Origin of the sequence: Thioalkalivibrio sp. K90mix (assembly GCF_000025545.1) — a bacterium.
GTDB lineage: Bacteria > Pseudomonadota > Gammaproteobacteria > Ectothiorhodospirales > Ectothiorhodospiraceae > Thioalkalivibrio.
The window spans coordinates 1,242,951-1,260,986 of the sequence record NC_013889.1 but is presented as its reverse complement, the minus strand read 5'-3'; the positions used below and the strand labels follow the sequence as shown (position 1 = coordinate 1,260,986).

General features: G+C 64.8%; 20 protein-coding genes and 1 pseudogene. 1 reads left to right on the top strand and 20 read right to left on the bottom strand.

Annotated features, from left to right (window positions below; all coding sequences use genetic code 11):
• Window positions 1-360: an EscU/YscU/HrcU family type III secretion system export apparatus switch protein gene (locus TK90_RS05965; RefSeq protein WP_012982586.1), complete on the top strand. Its 360-nt coding sequence runs from the start codon at window positions 1-3 to the stop codon at window positions 358-360.
• 18 nt (window positions 361-378) lie between these two features.
• Here TK90_RS05965 and TK90_RS05960 read toward each other — a convergent pair whose 3' ends face one another.
• The 20 genes and pseudogenes from TK90_RS05960 to fliO all read right to left on the bottom strand — a co-directional run bounded on the left by TK90_RS05960 (window position 379) and on the right by fliO (window position 18,034).
• A complete protein-coding gene (locus TK90_RS05960; protein WP_012982585.1) occupies window positions 379-798 on the bottom strand; it encodes a DUF2802 domain-containing protein in 420 nt (139 codons plus the stop codon).
• A 94-nt stretch (window positions 799-892) separates the two neighbouring features.
• The gene (locus TK90_RS05955) at window positions 893-1,111 is read right to left on the bottom strand and encodes a hypothetical protein (RefSeq protein WP_012982584.1); all 219 of its coding nucleotides are present in this window, start codon (window positions 1,109-1,111) and stop codon (window positions 893-895) included.
• Between the two features lie 100 nt (window positions 1,112-1,211).
• Entirely contained in the window at window positions 1,212-1,670 is a 459-nt protein-coding gene (locus TK90_RS05950; RefSeq protein ID WP_017926412.1) for a chemotaxis protein CheW, read from the bottom strand.
• A gap of 84 nt (window positions 1,671-1,754) precedes the next feature.
• A complete protein-coding gene (locus TK90_RS05945) occupies window positions 1,755-2,486 on the bottom strand; it encodes a chemotaxis protein CheW (protein ID WP_012982582.1) in 732 nt (243 codons plus the stop codon).
• The gene (locus TK90_RS05940) at window positions 2,483-3,289 is read right to left on the bottom strand and encodes a ParA family protein (RefSeq protein WP_012982581.1); all 807 of its coding nucleotides are present in this window, start codon (window positions 3,287-3,289) and stop codon (window positions 2,483-2,485) included. Before TK90_RS05940 ends, TK90_RS05945 begins: the two co-directional genes overlap by 4 nt.
• Window positions 3,286-4,203 (bottom strand): flagellar motor protein MotD, encoded by a 918-nt coding sequence (gene motD, locus TK90_RS05935; RefSeq protein WP_012982580.1) that lies wholly within the window; start codon window positions 4,201-4,203, stop codon window positions 3,286-3,288. Before motD ends, TK90_RS05940 begins: the two co-directional genes overlap by 4 nt.
• A 7-nt stretch (window positions 4,204-4,210) precedes the next feature.
• The gene (locus TK90_RS05930; RefSeq protein ID WP_012982579.1) at window positions 4,211-4,954 is read right to left on the bottom strand and encodes a flagellar motor protein; all 744 of its coding nucleotides are present in this window, start codon (window positions 4,952-4,954) and stop codon (window positions 4,211-4,213) included.
• A complete protein-coding gene (locus tag TK90_RS05925; protein ID WP_012982578.1) occupies window positions 4,955-6,061 on the bottom strand; it encodes a chemotaxis response regulator protein-glutamate methylesterase in 1,107 nt (368 codons plus the stop codon). It lies immediately after the preceding gene.
• 2 nt (window positions 6,062-6,063) lie between these two features.
• A complete protein-coding gene (locus TK90_RS05920) occupies window positions 6,064-8,211 on the bottom strand; it encodes a chemotaxis protein CheA (protein WP_012982577.1) in 2,148 nt (715 codons plus the stop codon).
• A gap of 79 nt (window positions 8,212-8,290) precedes the next feature.
• Window positions 8,291-9,067 (bottom strand): protein phosphatase CheZ, encoded by a 777-nt coding sequence (locus TK90_RS05915; RefSeq protein ID WP_012982576.1) that lies wholly within the window; start codon window positions 9,065-9,067, stop codon window positions 8,291-8,293.
• A gap of 102 nt (window positions 9,068-9,169) precedes the next feature.
• Window positions 9,170-9,550, bottom strand: a complete 381-nt coding sequence (gene cheY, locus TK90_RS05910) for a chemotaxis response regulator CheY (protein WP_012982575.1) — start codon at window positions 9,548-9,550, stop codon at window positions 9,170-9,172.
• A 59-nt stretch (window positions 9,551-9,609) separates the two neighbouring features.
• Window positions 9,610-10,371 (bottom strand): RNA polymerase sigma factor FliA, encoded by a 762-nt coding sequence (locus TK90_RS05905; protein WP_012982574.1) that lies wholly within the window; start codon window positions 10,369-10,371, stop codon window positions 9,610-9,612.
• On the bottom strand, window positions 10,368-11,192 hold the full coding sequence (locus tag TK90_RS05900; protein WP_012982573.1) for a MinD/ParA family protein: 825 nt from the start codon (window positions 11,190-11,192) through the stop codon (window positions 10,368-10,370). Before TK90_RS05900 ends, TK90_RS05905 begins: the two co-directional genes overlap by 4 nt.
• Before the next feature lie 159 nt (window positions 11,193-11,351).
• Window positions 11,352-12,423 (bottom strand): annotated as a pseudogene (gene flhF, locus TK90_RS05895) (flagellar biosynthesis protein FlhF); the annotation flags it as partial.
• A 78-nt stretch (window positions 12,424-12,501) separates the two neighbouring features.
• Complete coding sequence (gene flhA / locus TK90_RS05890; RefSeq protein ID WP_012982571.1) at window positions 12,502-14,613, bottom strand: flagellar biosynthesis protein FlhA; 2,112 nt, start codon at window positions 14,611-14,613, stop codon at window positions 12,502-12,504.
• Entirely contained in the window at window positions 14,613-15,764 is a 1,152-nt protein-coding gene (gene flhB, locus TK90_RS05885) for a flagellar biosynthesis protein FlhB (protein ID WP_012982570.1), read from the bottom strand. The genes flhA and flhB overlap by 1 nt, the downstream gene beginning before the upstream one ends.
• Window position 15,765: 1 nt before the next feature.
• On the bottom strand, window positions 15,766-16,527 hold the full coding sequence (gene fliR / locus TK90_RS05880; RefSeq protein WP_012982569.1) for a flagellar biosynthetic protein FliR: 762 nt from the start codon (window positions 16,525-16,527) through the stop codon (window positions 15,766-15,768).
• A gap of 18 nt (window positions 16,528-16,545) precedes the next feature.
• Window positions 16,546-16,815, bottom strand: a complete 270-nt coding sequence (gene fliQ, locus TK90_RS05875; protein WP_012982568.1) for a flagellar biosynthesis protein FliQ — start codon at window positions 16,813-16,815, stop codon at window positions 16,546-16,548.
• An 8-nt stretch (window positions 16,816-16,823) separates the two neighbouring features.
• Window positions 16,824-17,591, bottom strand: a complete 768-nt coding sequence (fliP, locus tag TK90_RS05870) for a flagellar type III secretion system pore protein FliP (protein WP_041444215.1) — start codon at window positions 17,589-17,591, stop codon at window positions 16,824-16,826.
• Window positions 17,591-18,034 carry a flagellar biosynthetic protein FliO gene (gene fliO / locus TK90_RS05865; protein ID WP_012982566.1) on the bottom strand — a complete coding sequence of 148 codons (444 nt, stop codon included), beginning with the start codon at window positions 18,032-18,034 and terminating at the stop codon, window positions 17,591-17,593. Before fliO ends, fliP begins: the two co-directional genes overlap by 1 nt.
• Window positions 18,035-18,036: the final 2 nt, after the last annotated feature.

Genomic DNA, 18,036 nt, shown 5'->3' with positions numbered 1-18,036 from the left:
ATGAGCAAGCGCCGCCCCCCTCACGAGCACGATGAGCCGTACGTGGAGCCGCGCGGTCCCCGCCGCCCGCAAGCGGTAGCGCTGGAATGGGATCGGCAACGGGCGCCGCGGATTACCGCGAGTGGCAGTGGTGTCACTGCCGAACAGATCCTGCGTATCGCCGAGGAACATGGGATTCCCCTGCACCAGGACCCGGGCCTGACCGAGGCACTCGCGCAGGTACCGCTGGGTGAAGAGGTGCCGGAGAGTCTTTATGTCGCCGTCGCCGAGGTGCTGGCGTTTATATTTGTGCTTGCGGGGATCACGCCCGAGGACCGCGAACAGGGATACCGCCGCAACGATTCAACGTCGGGCGAGTGAAGGCACACACAGAAGGCGCTAACGACGACCCGCAGAGCCGGGGGCGTGCAAGCTGTACAGAAGATCCAGTTCGGTCGTGGTCAAGCCGCACATACGGCGCACCTCTTCCCGCTCGCGGCCCTGACGGATCAGCTCGATCGCCTGCTGATAGGCGCCATCATCGGCGTCGCGGGCCCGGAGCTCGCTTTGCTGGTCATTGAGACGCTCCAGCGCGCGTTGCACCGCAGACTGCGCCTGGCTGTGATTGACGACCCCCTGGGAGATGACCTTCATCGCGCCCTGCAGCGCCATCACCGAGGTGGCCTGGCGCTGATAGTCCTGGCGCAACGCTGCGAGCTGGCGCCGCAAGGTCAGCACGATCGAAACGGCCAGCACTGCCACGACGGTCGCCACCAAAGCGATTGCCGCGACAATCCAAACCAGAATGCCTTCCCCCATCGGCCCAATACTCCAAACGGTCCAGAGGCGATTGTCGCGTGAAATGCCCGGCTACACCAGCCGGGGCGATCCAGCGGCCCCGTGAACCGGACAATCAGGCGTAATCGTCGATCAAGCCCTTGCGGGGGCGCTTGCGATCACGCGGGGAGCGCTGTTGTGTGGGCTTTATGGCCGGACGCAGCACCGGGTCCCGATCGTGGTCATCACTGAGCGTCCGCCCGGGCACGGTGGTGTGGACGGGGCGAACCGTGGAGTTCGTGGCCGGCGGCTGCACGGGGCGAACCGTTCGATCCGGCTGCAGTTCATCCACCATCGTCCCACCTCCCCTCCGCTTGCCGTGTTCCGGGGAACCATCCACCGGTTTGATCCGTACTACTGCACGGCGGTTCCTGATCGCCGAATGTCCCGCCCTTCTACAGCTCCCGCAGCTGCGCCCATTCCTCGTCGGAAAGGAGCTTGTTCAGGTCAACCAGGATCGTCAGCCCCTGCTCCGTGCTCGTGACCCCCTGGATGAACCGCGAACTGTCGTCGTTCCCGACTTCCGGAGCAGGCTCGACCGAATCCAGCGAGATCCTTACAACCTCCGAGACCGAGTCCACCAGGATGCCGACATTCTGGTTGTCGACATCGATGATCACGATGCGCGAGGCTTCGTCTGGCTCGCGATCGTCCAGCCCCATGCGCCTGCGCGCGTCGATCACGGTCACGACGTTGCCCCGCAAGTTGATGATGCCGAGGATATAATCCGGCACACCGGGCACGGGCGCGATCTCGGTGACCTTCAGCACCTCCTGCACCTGCAGGACGTCAATCGCGTAGGTCTCCTCCGCGAGACTGAACGTCACATACGGGGCCGTATCGGCCTTGGCCATCGCTTCTACGTCTTGTGCGCTGCTCATGTCTTCCTCGTCGCTCGCGAACCCTGTTGCGGGCCCGGTGTTCGGTTCCTGAATACTTTATCGGCCGCGCTCGTCGCGGCTTGAGTCCGGAGCACCGCCCATTTCCCAGCTACCCTGGTCCAGGGTCCGGTCGAGGGCCTCCAGGTCCAGCAACGTGGCCATCTGTTCGCGCTCCACCCCGGCCAGCCAGGGCAGGCGCTTGCGATGGCTGCGCCAGCGCAGATTCTGGGGCTCTATCACACGGGTCCCCTGAATCGAGCGGCAGGCCAGCGCAAAGCGCGACCCAGCCAGGAACACGACGTGGCGGGCCGTCTCCGGCTCGTACTCCCTGTCTTCGGGCGTTACCACGGCCGCGAGATCAATCAACTGCACCCGCCCTTGTTTGGTGTCCGCCAGGCCCAGATACCAGACAGAGTGGTTGGGCGTGGGGCGCACCTCCAGATCGTCGAGCGGCGCAACACCGCCGAGCGAGGCTAGCGGCGCCAGCAGAGTCAGATTCCCGGCCTCCAGCACCAGCGCGGAGAATCGCTCGGACGGACGCGGATACTCCTCACTTTCGACAATCGTGCGCGGGGGTGCCGGGGGCGCGACCGCTTCGGCCACCACGGGGACGTCGGGTACGGCGGCAGGCTCCGGTTCAGCGGGAGCTGGTCTCGGTTCGAGGATATCCGGGCGCAGCAGGTGCGCCGGGGCGACCGGCGCCGGTTCGTCCAGCAGGCTGCCGAAATAGTCATGCAGGGCTTCGGGTTCCGCCTTGAGCGCCAGGTTGTGATCACGCGAATGGTTCATCCCTTCTGCCTCCGGGCCCGGGCATGCGGCTGCGAAAGCTGACCGCCAATTGCCTCCAGCAAGTCCGAGTACGCCAGCACCCCACGGGCGTCCGGAATCATGAAGCACAGGGGCTGGCCAGCACTCGACGCATCGCGGAATTTGGTATCGACCGGAATCACGCCGGGCCAGACCTCATCCCCATACAGTCGGCGCAGCTCGGCAAGCGCCTCGTGCGCGGCGCGGGTGCGCCGATCGAACAGGGTGGGAATAATCCGGTACTGCAGTTCAGCCTTGCGCGACTTCTGGACCATTTTCAGGGTATTGATCATTCGTTCCAGCCCCTTGAGCGCAAGGAACTCGGTCTGTACCGGGACCAGCAGCTCATCACAGGCCGCCAGGGCATTGACCATCAACACGCCCAGCATCGGCGGGCAGTCCATCAGCACGTAGTCGTACTGGTCGGCGACCTGCTCCAACGCCTGGCGCAGCACCAGGCCCATCCCGCTGCGCGTACCGAGTTGCCGATCGAGCGTGGCCAGTGCCGTGCTGGCCGTCAGCAGGTCCAGCCCCGGGAAGCGGGTCTCGCGGATCAGCCCCCGCGGATCAGGGCGCTTCCCCTCTGCACACTGGCTGAACAGCTCGTATACGCCCCGCGTGGCCGTCTCGGGATCGTGGCCAAAATAGGCCGTCAGCGAGCCATGCGGGTCGACGTCGACCATCAATACGCGCTGTTCCGGCCCCGACAGCAGGCCACTCAGGGTGACTGTGGTCGTGGTCTTGCCTACCCCGCCCTTCTGGTTGGCCACCGCCCAGATCTTCACTCGGTATCCCCCTCGTCCCCATCCATCGTCGGTGCCCCCAGCGAGACCGGCAGGTCCTCGCGCAATTGCTCGGGCTCCTGCGCCCCGTCTTCACGCGGGCGCGCGCCAGGCAGGACCACGATGGCGACCCGCCGGTTTTCCGCCCGTCCTTGCTCGGTGTCATTGCTCGCGACCGGGCGATGCTCACCGTATCCAAGGGCCACCAGATTCTTCGGCTCGATGCCCGCGTCTTCAAACACGCTTACCACGGCTGCGGCGCGTCCCGACGAAAGCTCCCAGTTCGAAGGATAGACCGCCGTCTGGATCGGGACATTGTCCGTATGGCCCTCCACGTGCACCCGCGACACCCGCGGCGCCAGGATCGCCCCCACCTCATCCAGCAGGGACCGGGCCTCTGGATTCAGCGTAGCCGAACCACTGCCGAACAACAGCCGGCTGGTGATCTCGATCTCCAACCAGTACGCCTCCCGGCTGACCCGCAGATCACCATCCTCGATCAGCGGGGCCATCGCCATTTCCAGCTCGTCGGCGACCTCAGCCAGTGCCTCCAGGAATTTCTGCAGCTCGTCATCCGTGCCCGCGTCGTCGAGCAGCCCGGAAAAGGCCATGTCGATGGGCGCTACACCGTCGTCAACGATGCCGGGCTGCACATCAATCGGCACCAGGGCACGCATCTCGTCGAGGGACTGCTCGCGCGACACCGTCGGTTCACCCACCTGGATCGGGTCGGTCTGCGCCGGGGCGCGGAAGGCATCCACCAGCGACTCCGACAGCACGCGATACTTGCCATCATCCACCGAGGAGATCGCGTACATCACGACGAAAAACGCCAGCAGCAGCGTGACCAGATCGCCATACGGAATGGCCCAGGCCTCGTGATTCTCCGCTTCTTCATGGCGTTTTCGCCGGGCCATCGCGACCTCACTCGTGGATGAAGCCGCTAAGCTTGCTTTCGATGTTGCGCGGGTTTTCGCCCTCGGCGATCGAGATCAGACCCTCCATCAGCATCAACTGGTGCTGCGAGCGCTTCTGGATGATCGATTTCAGCTTGTTGGCCACCGGCAGGAACAGCAGGTTTGCCGACGCGATCCCGTAGATCGTCGCGACAAAGGCCGCGGCAATCCCCGCCCCCAGCTTGCTGGGGTCGGCCAGGTTCTGCATCACCGCCATCAGCCCCATTACGGCGCCGACAATGCCAAGCGTCGGGGCATAGACCCCCATGCTCTCGAACACCTTGGCGCCCTGGGTATCGAAATGCTCGCGGTTGTCCAGATCCGCCTCCAGGATCTGCCGGATGGTCTGCGGCTCGGAGCCGTCCACCAGCAGTTGCAGCCCCTTGCGCGCGAACTCGTCGTTCTCCTCGTCGGCCAGCGTCTCGAGGCCCAGGAGCCCTTCCTTGCGCGCCACATTGGACCACTCCACGATGCGCGCCAGCATCGCCTCGTTGTCGATCCGCGGTGGCTTGAACGCCCACGGCAGAATGCGCATCCCGTGGAGAAATACCGCCATGCGCGCCTGCACCAGGGTGGCCCCAAGGGTCCCCAGCACCACAATCACGAACGCGGCCGCGTTCCACAGCGCGCCCAGACCACTCCCCTTCGCGATACTCCCCCCGAGCACCGCGACGAGCCCCAGGGTGATCCCGATGAGGCTCAGGATATCCATCTAGCAAAACCCCTTGACCAGTGCAGGGCCCACATCCGGCAACGGATACACATGGTCCACGAGTCCGGCCTCCGCGACTGCGGCCGGCATCCCATACACCACCGACGTGGCCGCATCCTGTGCCCACACCTGTGCCCCGGCGCCCTTCAGCGCCCGTGCACCTTCGCGGCCATCCGCGCCCATCCCGGTCAGCACCACGGCCAGCACCTGTCCGCGCAAGGCCTCGACCGCCGAGCTGAACGCCGCATCCACGCTGGGCTTGTAGATCGTGCCCAGCGGGCTCTCCGTCACCCGCACCGTTGTCTGGCTGCCGCGCTCCAGCGTGGTTTGCATACCGCCGGGGGCCAACAGGGCCACCCCGGGACGCATGACATCGCCGTCTTGTGCCTGCTTGACCCGAATCTGGCACATGGCGTCCAGGCGCTCCGCAAAGGCCGGCGTAAAGCTCGCAGGCATGTGTTGAATCAGCAGAATCGGCTGCGGGAAATTCGCCGGCAGGGCCTTGAGCACCTCCTGCAAGGCCACCGGGCCTCCGGTGGACGTCCCAATCAGCACCGCGCGGACCTGCCGCAGCGGCACGGCGGGCCGACTGACCGGCGGTGCCTGTCGCTGTACTTCGGCCGCCTTGCGATCGGACTCTTCACGACGCGCAGAGGGGCGGGCCTCGACCGCTGGACGTGCGCTCCCCGGCTGGCTGACCGAACGGGCCCGGCTGCGCGAAAGGCTGCGCACCCGCCGGCGCAGCATCATACGTGCGCTGTCCTCGTCGGATGCGATGTCACTGAAGCGTTTCGGCAGAAAATCGACTGCCCCCGCCTCCAGCGCATCCAGGGTCGCCTGGGCTCCCTCGGTGGTGAGACTCGAGAACATCAGTACCGGCCGAGGGTTCTCGGCCATGATCCGGCGCACCGCGGTGATACCGTCCATTACGGGCATCTCGATGTCCATGGTCACGACATCCGGGTCCAGTTCCTTGACCTTGCGAATCGCCTCCTCGCCGTTCTCCGCGCTGCCGACGACCTCGATCCCCGCGTCGGCGTCCAGAATTTCACTGATGCGGCGGCGGAAAAACCCGGAGTCATCCACCACCAGTACCTTTACCGGCATCCTTAGCCCTCGATTGTTTGCGCGGGCCGCCGGGTGCGGCCCGCCGACGGGATCTTGTGCGTCAGCAAGCCCACGAGATCGGCGACATCCAGGATCAGCGCAATCCCTCCGTCGCCCGTGATGGTCGCGCCTGCCAGACCCTTCACGCCCTGCAAGTTCTGCCCCAGTGGCTTGATCACCACCTCTTCCTGTCCGACCAGGTCGTCGACAACCAGCCCCACCTTGCGATCGGCCGTATGCACCACCACCACATGCGACTCCGCCTTCGCTTCGGGGACAAATCCAGGCTTCAACCAACGCTTGAGATAATGCACTGGAAGCGCTTGATTTCTTACAACAATTACTTCCTGATCATCAACATAATGCGTCTTGGTCAAGTCCAGATCGAGGATCTCCGACACTGATGCCAGCGGGATCGCGAACCGCCGCCCGTCGAGAATGACCATCAACGCAGGAAGTATCGCCAGGGTCAGCGGCAGCTTCACCCGCAGCGTGGTCCCGACCCCAATCTCGGAATCGATCTCGATGGTCCCGTTGAGCTGCGAGATCTTCGTCTTGACGACGTCCATCCCCACCCCGCGACCGGATACATCCGAGATCTCGGTCTTGGTGGAAAACCCCGCCATGAAGATGACGTTGAAGGCCTCGCGATCGGTCATCCGCTCGGCCATCGCGGGCTCCATCAGCCCCTTCTCGACGACCTTGCGCCGCAGGGCATGCGGATCCATACCGCCCCCATCGTCCTTGATCAGCAATGCGATGTGGTCGCCTTCCTGCGCCGCACCGAGCACCACCGTACCCTTGCGCGGCTTGCCGGCCTTTTCGCGCACCTCCGGGGTCTCGATACCGTGGTCCACGGCGTTGCGCACCAGATGCACCAGAGGATCGGACAGCGCCTCGACCAGGTTCTTGTCGAGGTCGGTGTCCTCGCCAAAGATCTCCAGCTCGATCTCCTTACCCAGGCTACGCGACAGATCGCGGATCACCCGCGGGAAGCGATTGAATACCTTGTTGACCGGCTGCATGCGGGTCTTCATCACCGACGTCTGAAGATCCGATGTCACCAAGGCCAGCGAACTAATGGCCTTGCCCAGCTCGTCGTCCACATGCTGGGTTCGCAACATGCTCAGGCGGTTACGCACCAACACCAGCTCGCCGACCAGATTCATAATCTCGTCGAGCCGTTCGGTGTTCACACGGACCGAGGCCTCACCCTGAGGGGCCTGCCGGGCGCCAGCCGCCGCGGCCGCAGGCTTGGCAGCCTGTGGCTTGGCCTCGGAAGCCGGCGGTTCCTGTGCCGCGCTGGCGGCGGCTTCGGGCTCCACGCTCGGCTCTTCCTGCGTGGACGACTCAGCGGCAGCAGGTGCCGGCGCGGCACTGGCAGGAGGCCCATCACCTCGCGCCTGCAACTCGTCCAGCAGGTTCTCGAATTCATCGTCGGAAATCAGGTCCTCTTCATCCCCGCTTGGCCCGGCTGCATCCGAATCCGTGCTGGGCGACCCTGCGTCCGCATTCGACGACGTAGCGGAGTCCTGGGCCGCCTGCGGCGAACCATCGCCGTGCAGCGAATCCAGCAGGGCCTCGAACTCATCGTCGGTGATCTCGTCATCGGCGCCGACCAATCCCGAGTCTTCCCCCGCAGCGTCGCCCGCGGCCATCGCGGTCGTTTCCACCTCCGCGGGGGGTGCCGGTTCCGGCTCCGGCTCGGGGGACTCGTCGGGCGTCGCGACTGCGTCGGGTTCGGAATTGCCGGCCACGTCTTCGTTCTTCGCCATCCGCCGCAGGTCTTCGACCAGATCAGCCTCCGCGGGCGTCGGATCGACCCCGGAGCGGAGGTCGCCAAACATCACGTTCAGCGTATCGAGGACCCGCAGCATGGTATCCATCAGGTGACCGTCGACCTGACGCTCCCCGTTGCGCAGGAGATTAAACACGTCCTCTGCGTGATGGCAGACGGTCACCAGCGGATCCAGGCTCAGAAAGCCCGCGCCACCCTTGATCGTGTGAAAGCTGCGGAATACCGCGTTCAACAGATCCCGGTCATCGGGATGCTGTTCCAGGTCGATCAGCTGCTCGTTGAGTCCTTCGAGCAGTTCCCCGGCCTCGATCAGGAAGTCCTGAAGGATTTCGTCGTTGGGGTCGATGGCCATTCGGTCTCTCCGTTCCGGTGAGGCTTGCCGTTAAGGGATGGGCGCCGGGAAGCCGCTGATTCAGGAATCAGCGGGCTGCCTAGAAGCCCAGACTGGACAACAGATCGTCCACCTCGTCTTGTCCTTGAACGACATCCTGGCCGGAATCTTGAGTCTTTGGCACTGCTGGTCCGTGTCCGCGCCGATCGCCCTCGCGCCGCTCGGTATCATCGTCGAGCGTCTTCTCGGCGGCCTCGATGGTCTCCATGCGCCCGCTGGACAGTCGAATGAGCGAGACCAGGTTCTCCTCCAGGTCCGTCACGAGCTGGATGACGCGCCGGATCACCTGCCCGGTAATATCCTGGTAGCTCTGCGCCATCAGTACTTCCGACAGCAAGCGCCGCAGCTCTTCGGTGTCGTCGTTGGCCTGCGCAAAAAACGCATCCAGCTCGCGGGCAAACTCCCGGAACTCATCGACCGAGAGTTGCCGATTTCGGAAACGAGTCCACTTCGCCGTCAGTTCGCCGGCCTGCTGGCTGAACGACTCGGCAATCGGCAGACTCGTCTCGATGGCGGTCAGGGTCTCGTGGGCGGCCTTCTCGGTCATCGTGACCACATAATTGAGACGCTCACGGGCATCCGGGATCTCGGCCTGGGTCAGCTCCACCAGCCGCGAATCCCCGCGGAAGCTTTGCAAGGCCTCGTGCAGGTCGCGCGTGAGCTTTCCGAGTTCGTCGAAGAGTTCGCGGTCGTAGGGACGCGCCAGCTCCTGGATCAACGCGCGCGCGGCCACCTCGTCCCCTGCCTCCAGAACCTGCACGAGCTCCCGCGCGCGAGCGATCTGCTGCTCACCGATCGATTGTTCTTGGTCTGTCATCCAAAGCCCCTTGCTCGCTCCCCATCCCGAACGTGATGCCCGGAATCAATCCCCCGGCCATGCATTGTCGCGGACCAGGAGATGTCGACACCGAAACCCAAGTTAACCTTGCGCTTCAATGCGTTCGAATATTTTGTCGATCTTTTCCTTGAGGGTTTCCGCGGTAAAGGGCTTCACCACGTAGCCGTTCACGCCCGCCTCGGCCGCCTCGACGATCTGATCACGCTTGGCCTCCGCCGTCACCATCAGCACTGGCATCGTCTTCAGCTTCTCGTCGGCCCGAACCGCCCGCAGCAGGTCGATGCCCGGCATGTTGGGCATGTTCCAGTCGGTGATCAGAAAATCGAAGTCGCCGTTCTGGAGCATCGGCAGTGCCGTGCTGCCGTCATCGGCCTCTTGCGTGTTGTTGAAGCCAAGATCACGCAAGAGGTTCTTGATGATCCGTCGCATCGTGGAGAAGTCATCCACGATGAGAATTTTCATTCCCTTGTCCACAGGTCACTCCGGGATAAATGATTCATGTGAGTACTAGAGCGCGGCCCTCAGAATAACTGCAAAGCCTCGCCGTCTTCGAGCCAGGAACCCAGGCGCGCGCGCAGTCGGATGACGGCCTGACTGCGGATCTGGCTGACGCGCGACTCGGTCACCCCCAGCACCGCGCCAATCTCGCGCAGGTTGAGCTCCTCGATGTAATAAAGCGACAGCACCAGACGTTCGCGTTCGGGCAAATCGCCCAGCGCGGCGGCCAGCTCCTCGCGAAATTCTCCAGCCTCGATTGTGCGCGAGGGCGAGGCCTCCTGCCCCTCGATCACCCGGTCCGCATCACCATCGGTGCCGCCCAGGTCGTCCAGCGCGAACAGATGGGCGCCGGCATGGTCCTGCAGCATCGAGTAGTACTCGTCGATCGGCACCTCGAGTTCCTCGGCCACTTCGACCCCGCGCGCCGCGCGCCCCTCTCTGGCTTCGACCGTCTGGATCGCCTCGGCGATCTTGCGGCTGTTGCGGTGTACCGATCTCGGCGTCCAGTCACTGCGGCGTAATTCGTCGATCATCGCGCCACGGATCCGAATCCCGGCATAGGTCGCAAACGTGGCACCCTGCCCGCCTTCGAATTGCCGCGCGGCCTCCAGCAGGCCGATCATGCCGGCCTGGATCAGGTCATCGACCTGGACCGAGGAAGGCAGACGCGCCATCAGATGATGCGCGATGCGATGCACCAGCTCGATATGCTCCGCAACGCGCTGCTCGTGGCCTGTCGCGGCCACGCTCTCGTATCCGGGGAGGCGATTACGCGGCGACATCATGCGCTCTGCAACATCCGTTCGACGAAAAACCCGACACCACCGTCGGCACCACGGGCCACCGGCCAGCGGTCCACCGTACGGGCGAGCTCGGCAAAGGCCTTGGCCGCCGGACTGCCCGGATACTGCTGCACGACCGGCGCACGTTTCTGTACGGCCTTGCGCAGATTCTCGTCCATCGGGATGTAACCGGCGAGATCCAGGATCACCTCCGGCAGGTAGTTGTCGCAAACCGTGGTGAGTTTCTGCAACAAACGCTCGGCCCCCGCGCGGTCCTGGACCATGTTCGTGACCAGCCGGAAACGCCGCATGCCATGATCGCGGTGCAGTACCTTGATCAGCGCATAGGCATCGGTGATGGACGCCGGCTCGTCGCAGACGACGATCAGGGTCTCCTGGACCGCCCGGCAGAAGGTCGTCACGGATTCCTGCAGCCCGGCTGCCGTATCCACCACCAGCACATCCAGCGGCTTGGAATACGCGCTGAATGCCTGGATCAGACCGTTGTGCTCTAGTTGAGTGAGATTCGCCATCGCAGCGATCCCCGAAGCCGACGGTATGACCTTGATTCCGTCCGGGCCCTCAATCAGGACATCCTGGAGGTCGTCCACCTGCCCGGTCACCAGGTCATGCAGGGTACGCTCGGGTCGCAGCCCGAGCAGCACGTCGGCATTGGCCAGCCCCAGATCGGCATCAAACAACATGACCTCGCGCCCCAGCCGCGCGAGCGCTACCGACAGGTTGACCGACACGTTGGTCTTGCCGACGCCTCCCTTCCCAGAGGCCACCGCAATGACCTTCAACGGCTGATTAGTGCGTGGCATAGCGTCCTTTCCCCACCGGATGGATCATCTCCAGAACGCCCGCATCCTGAGTACGGCGCGGCGACGGCGCACTGCGGCTGGCATTCGAGAACTCCGCCAGGCTTGCATCGGTCCATCGTTCGTCGCGGGAGGATCGACGCGCGGGGTTGCGTTCTTCGCCGAGCGCCCGCCGGGTCAGATCGCCCGTTTCGACCCGGTGGAAGTCTTCGGCAATCCGCTGCCCATCGCTGACAAACGTGAGACCCAGGTGTTGATCGAGCAATACCGACAAAGTCTCCCCCAACTGTTCGGCTTCATCGAGTTTAGTCAGTACCAGCGCCGCCGGCTCTGTCTTGCGGAAGGCGTCCAGCACCCGCCGCAGCGCCGAGGCCTGGGTCGTCGCGGAGACGACCAGCCAGCTCTCGCAGCGCACGCGGTCCGGCCAGCCGGCAAACAGGGACTCGTCACCCACCACCGACGGCGCCTGCCCGGCAGTGTCGGCCAGGATTAGATGCCCATCCTCGGCCCGCGCAGCCATATCCCGCAACTCGCGCGGGTTCTGCAACACCCGCAATGACACGCCCGCCATCTGCGCGAATGCCTGCAGTTGGCGCGTGGCCCCAATGCGCTGGGTATCCAGTGTGACCAGCGTAACCGAATCCGCACCCATACGACGGATTTGACGCAGGGCAATGCGTGCGAGCGTGGTGGTCTTGCCCACGCCCGTGGGGCCCACCAGGGCCAGCACACCACCCTCGTCCAGGATATCCGGATGCCGGGTGGCAATCGCCCCGGACAGGCGTGCACGCAGCCGCTCCCAGGCCTGTTCCACGGTGCTGTCGTCGAGAATACTCCCGGCGAGACTGCGCGCCAGTGACTCGCTGAACCCCCGGTCCATCAGACGAGACTTGCACTCCGCCGCCAGCGGGTGCCGCGCCGCCCACTGCGCGGCCTCGTTGTCGCTGTGCTGGCGAGTGAGCAGGCTGCGCAGATCCCGCAGTTCCTGGCGCATCGCGGCAAGCTCGGGGTCCGCGGGCCAGGCCGAGCCCGGGCTCGGCCGCGACGCGGATGGGTGCGCCTCGCGCGGGGTATGGACCGCGTTCACCGCGGCCTGCTGCTCGCGCTCCGGGACACCCGCATCCCCATCTTCCAGCGCCGCGACGACCTCCAGCCAGCCATCGACACGGCGGCTCGACAGGATCACGGCATCCTCGCCCTGCTGTTCACGCACTTGCCGCATCGCATCGCGCATGTCGCGTGCCCGGTACCGTCTCACATTCATCGCTGTTCTCCCGTTTAGCCCTGGCGGACCCGATCGCTACTGTTCGTCTCAGGCACTCGTGGGGGCTGCCTGCCGGGCCGAGTCTTCCTGGCCCACCGTGGCCACCACGCGGATCCGCCGGTTATCGGGGATCTCGGTAAAGGCCAGCACCGCCAGGCTGCGCACGGCTCCACGGAGCCACCCGGCAATCCAGGAGCGGATCTCCGGGGCCACCACCAGGATGGCCGGCTGCCCGCTGGCCTCCTGGCGCTGAGCCGCCTCGGACACCGAGCGCTGCAGGCGTTCCGCCAGGCCCGGCTCCAGCCCCACGGTCTCGCCATTACTGCCCTGAAGGGACTTATGCAAAAGCTGTTCCAACGATGGGTCGAGGGCAATCAAAGGCAGCTCATCGTCCGGTCCCACAAGGTCCTGCACGATCGAACGCGACAGCGAGACCCGCACGGCCGCGGTCAAAACGCCGGGATCCTGACTCTTCACACCCTCCTCTGCCAGGGTTTCGGCGATCGTGCGCAGATCGCGAATCGAGACCTGCTCGGCCAGCAGGTTCTGCAGCACCTTCAGGATCACCGACAGCGAGAGCGTCTTCGGCACCAGGTTCTCGACCAGCTTCGGCGAATGCCGCGCCAACTGGTCCAGCAGGTGCTGGGCCTCTTCGTGACCAATCAGGCGATGGGCGTTCTCGCGGAACACCTGCGACAGATGCGTGGCGATCACGGTGGAGCAATCGACCACGGTGTAGCCGGCGCCCTGCGCCTGATCACGATCGGCCGGGTCGATCCACAGAGCGTCAAGGTTGAAGGTCGGGTCCTTGGTCGGCGTGCCCGGCACGGTGCCGAACACCTCGCCCGGATTGATCGCCAGCTCGCGATCCGGGAAGACCTCGGCCTCCGCCACCGTGACACCCAGCAGTGAGATGCGATAGGCATTCGGACTCAGTTCCAGGTTGTCGCGGATATGGACCGGCTGCAGGAGAAAACCCAGCTCCTGGGAGAGCTTGCGGCGCACACCCTTGATCCGCCCCATCAGCTGGCCATCCTGGGTGCGATCCACCAGCGGGATCAGGCGATACCCGACCTCCAGGGACACCAGGTCGATCGGCGGCACATCGTCCCAGGTGAGGTCGCGATTTTCCGGACTGGTCTCCGCCGATTCGTCGGGCACACGCTCCACCTCCACGGTCTGTTCGCGTTCGCGCCGCTGCATCAGGTAGGCCGAGCCGATGGCCAGCGAGGCCAGGCCCAGGAAGACCGCATTGGGCATGCCCGGCACGAGCCCGAGCACGGCGATCACGCCACCGGCCACGTACAGCACGCGCGGGTTGGAGAACATCTGGCCAAAGACCTGCTGGCCCATATCCTGGGTGCTGGAGACGCGCGTCACGATGATCGCCGTGGCCGAGGACAGCACCAGCGACGGGATCTGCGCGACCAGGCCATCGCCAATCGTCAGCAGCACGTAGTTGGTCGCGGCGTCGCCCATCGACATGCCGTGTTGCAGCGTGCCGATGGTCAGCCCGCCAATGATGTTCACGAACAGGATCAGGATCCCGGCGATCGCATCGCCGCGCACGAATTTCGAGGCACCGTCCATCGAACCGTAGAAGTCGGCCTCGCTGGCGATCTCCTCGCGGCGCTTGCGCGCCTCTTCCTGGGTCAGCAGGCCGGCGTTCAGATCGGCGTCGATCGCCATCTGCTTGCCGGGCATGGAATCCAGGGTGAACCGGGCGCTGACCTCGGAGACGCGCCCGGCGCCCTTGGTCACCACCACGAAGTTGATGATGATCAGGATGGCAAACACCACCAGACCCACGGTGTAGTTGCCCCCCACGACGAAATCGCCGAAGGCCTGGATCACCTGCCCGGCCGCATCGGTACCGGTGTGACCCTCCAGCAGGATCACGCGCGTGGAGGCCACGTTCAGCGCCAGCCGCAGCAATGTGGCGACCAGCAGCACCGTCGGGAACACCGCGAACTCGAGCGGGCGCGGCGTGTAGACCGCGACCATGATCACGACCAGCGACAGCGCGATATTGAAGGTAAACAGGACGTCCAGGGCGATGGGCGGCAGCGGCAGCACCATCATCGAGAGCATCGCGATCAACAGGATCGGCGCCCCCAGGCCCCACTTGCCGACAGTTCCCAGGCGGTCGAAGAAGGCCATTAGCGGTTCCTCCGACGGCCGCGCTGCTGCTGCGGATCGAGATAGTCTTCCGGCACCGGCAGGTCATCCGGCATCGCGACGTCTGCATCCGAGCGCTTCAGCTGATAGACGTAGGCGAGGATGCGCGCGACCGCGACGAACAACCCGTTCGGGATCTCCTGGTTCAGATCCGTGGTGAAGTAGATGGCGCGGGCCACCCGGGGTGCTTCGACGCGAATGATCTTGTGTTCGTCCGCAACCGCGCGGATCGAGGCCGCGACCTCGTCCACGCCCTTGGCCACCAGCTTCGGCGCGGCCATGCGCGAGGCCTCGTAGGTGATCGCCACCGCATAGTGGGTCGGATTGGTGATGACCACGTCCGCCTTCGGCACCTCCTCCATCATCCGGCGCTGCGCCATCTCCTGCTGCAGCTGCCGGATCTTCTGCTTGACCTCCGGCTTGCCGTCGGTCTCCTTGTATTCGTCCTTCAGCTCCTGGCGCGTCATGCGCAGCTGCTTCTGGTGGTTCCACATCTGGAACGGAGCGTCAATCGCAGCCACGAGAATCAGTGCGGCCGAGACCGCAACGAAGGTCCCCAGCGCCAGCTGCGCCGCATGTGTGATCGCCTGCTCGAGGGGCTCGTACCCGAGCATCAGCAGGCGATCCGAGAAAGTCCACAACACCGACATCGCCACACCCGCGACCAGCACGAACTTGGCGAAGGTCTTGCCAAACTCCATCAGACCCTGCCACGAAAAGATGCGCTTGAGACCCTTGAGCGGGTTCAGCTTGGAGGCCTTGGGTTTCGCCGCCTGCCAGGAGAAGTTGGCGCCCCCGATCAGGATGGGCGCCAACACCGCCGCGACCATCAGCACCCCGAAAAGGGGCAGCAACGTACGCAGCGTCATGAAAATCTGTTCCGACAGATACGGCAGCAGCAGCGAGCTGTCATAGGCCAGATCACGCTCGATATCGAAGCGCCCGGCCGTCTGTTCGGCCAGCTGCCCGCCCAGCGTCGGACCGAAGAACGTCATGAACCCTCCGGCCGCCATCAGCACGAGGAAGGTCGACAGCTCCCGCGAACGCGGGACCTGGCCCTTCTCCTTCGCCTCGCGCAGGCGTTTCGGAGTCGGTTGTTCGGTTTTCTCTTGTCCGCTCTCGTTCTCGGCCATCCTAGAACCCCAGCATCGCTTGCATCAGGCCAAAGCCGTCGAACAACAGATCCCCAAGCCGCTCCGGCAGCCCGGGCATGGTCAGCATCAGCAGAATGAAGCCCATCAGGATCATCATCGGGAAGCCCACCGCGAAGATGTTCAGCTGCGGCGAGGCCCGGGTGATCACCCCCATCGACAGGTTGACCAGCAACAGCGAAGCCACGGCCGGGATCGCTACCAGCACGGCCCCCTGGAACATCACACTGCCAAACGCGATCAGCGAGGCCAGCGCCTCGGCATCCAGCCCCGAGGGCGCGACCGGCAGCGTCTCGAAGCTCGTCAGCAGCAGCTCCAGCGCGATCAGATGCCCATTCATCGCCAGGAAGATCAGCGTGGCCATGATCACGAAGATCGTGGAGACCACCGGCACCTGCACGCCCTGCGCCGGATCCACGATCGAGGCGAAACCAAGCCCCATCGACAGTGCGATCACCTCGCCGGCCTGCGTCAACGCGGAGAACACCATCTGCAGGATGAACCCCATCACCAGACCGATCAGGATCTGGTGCACGGTCACCACCACGCCCTCGATGCTGATCGGGTCCACCGCCGGCAGCGCCGGCCCCTGCATGGCCACGAAGATCGCCAGTACCAGGGCAAACAGGATGCGCACCGTCGCGGTGAGCTGGTCGCCACCGAACACCGGCATCACCAGGAGCATCGCCCCAATGCGGGCGAACGGCCACATGACCGCCCCCACCCACACGAGGATCTGCTCCATGGCGAGGTTCACGCCTGCCTACCCCACCATGCCCGGCGCGGCATCGTAGAGCCGTTCCGTGTACTCGATGATCAGCGCCAGCATCCAGTGCCCGGAGATCAGCAAGGCGGCGAACATCGCCAGCAGTTTGGGGATGAACGACAGCGTCATCTCCTGGATCTGCGTGGCCGCCTGCAGCATCCCGATCGCCAGCCCCACGGCCAGGGCCGTCAGCAGCGGCGGCGCGGCCAGCAGGACCACGACCGTGAGCGTCTCGCGCCCGACATCAACCACCATCTCCGGCGTCATGTATCCCCCTAGACAAAAAAGCTGGTGGCGAGTGTGTTCATCATCAGCGCCCAGCCATCGACGAGTACGAACAGCATCACCTTGAATGGCAGCGAGATGATCAGCGGCGACAGCATGACCATCCCCATCGACATCAGAACCGAGGCCACCACCAGGTCAATAATCAGAAACGGAATCAGGATCAGAAACCCGATCTGGAACGCCGTCTTCAGTTCGCTGGTCACGAAGGCGGGTACCAGCAGGCGCAACGGGATGTCATCGGCGTCGTCGAATCCATCGATGCCGTTGATCTCGGCAAACATGCGGATATCACTCTCGCGGGTGTGCGCGAGCATGAACTCGCGAAGTGGCTGCACACCGGCCTGCAGGACCTCTTCGGTCCCCATCTCCTCGTTCATGTACGGGACGACGGCGGTCTCGTAGATCTCGTCGAATACCGGTGCCATCACGAACAACGTGAGGAAGAACGCCAGGCCAATGAGGATCTGGTTCGAGGGGGTCTGCGTCGTCCCCAGCCCCTGGCGCAGGATCGCCAGCACCACGAGGATGCGGGTAAATGCCGTCATCATGATGAGCGCCGCCGGCAACAACGTCAGCAGCGTCATCAGCAGCAGGATCTGCAGGGTGACGGAATAGGTCTCGCCGCCCTCGCCGTCGGTGGTCACCGTCAGCGCCTCGATCCCCTCGCCGCCAAACTGGCCCCAGGCCACCCCCGGAAGCAGCAACAGCGCCAGCGCCAGCAAGGCGCCTGGTAGATGCCTGAGCCGACCCGCCATCACGACCGCTCGCCTCCCGCCTCGCGCCGCCCCGAGACGGCTCGGCGCAACGCACTGGAGAAGTCCGCCGTAGTCGTCTCTTCCACACTGACGGGTTCCCGCAGCGTATGCAGGGTTCGCATGCCCGAGGGCGCCACGCCGATCAGCACCTGCTCCTCGCCCACCTGGACCAGCATCAGGCGCTCGCGCGTCCCCACCGAGCGCACCGCGACCAGCTCGATCGTCTGCGAACCCCGGCTCAGGCCACCCTGGGTTCGCCGAAGAATCCAGCCCAGAATGACGATCGCGATGATCACGATGACCAGCCCGCCGATCATCTGCGTCAGGTGGGCGGCGGCCGAAATCCCGCCGTTCGCCTCCTCGGCAAGACCGATCGCAGGCCAGAGCCCCCCCGTGCCGGCCAGTCCGAGGACTGCCAGCCAATGTGCAAATCGTAGTGTCATCA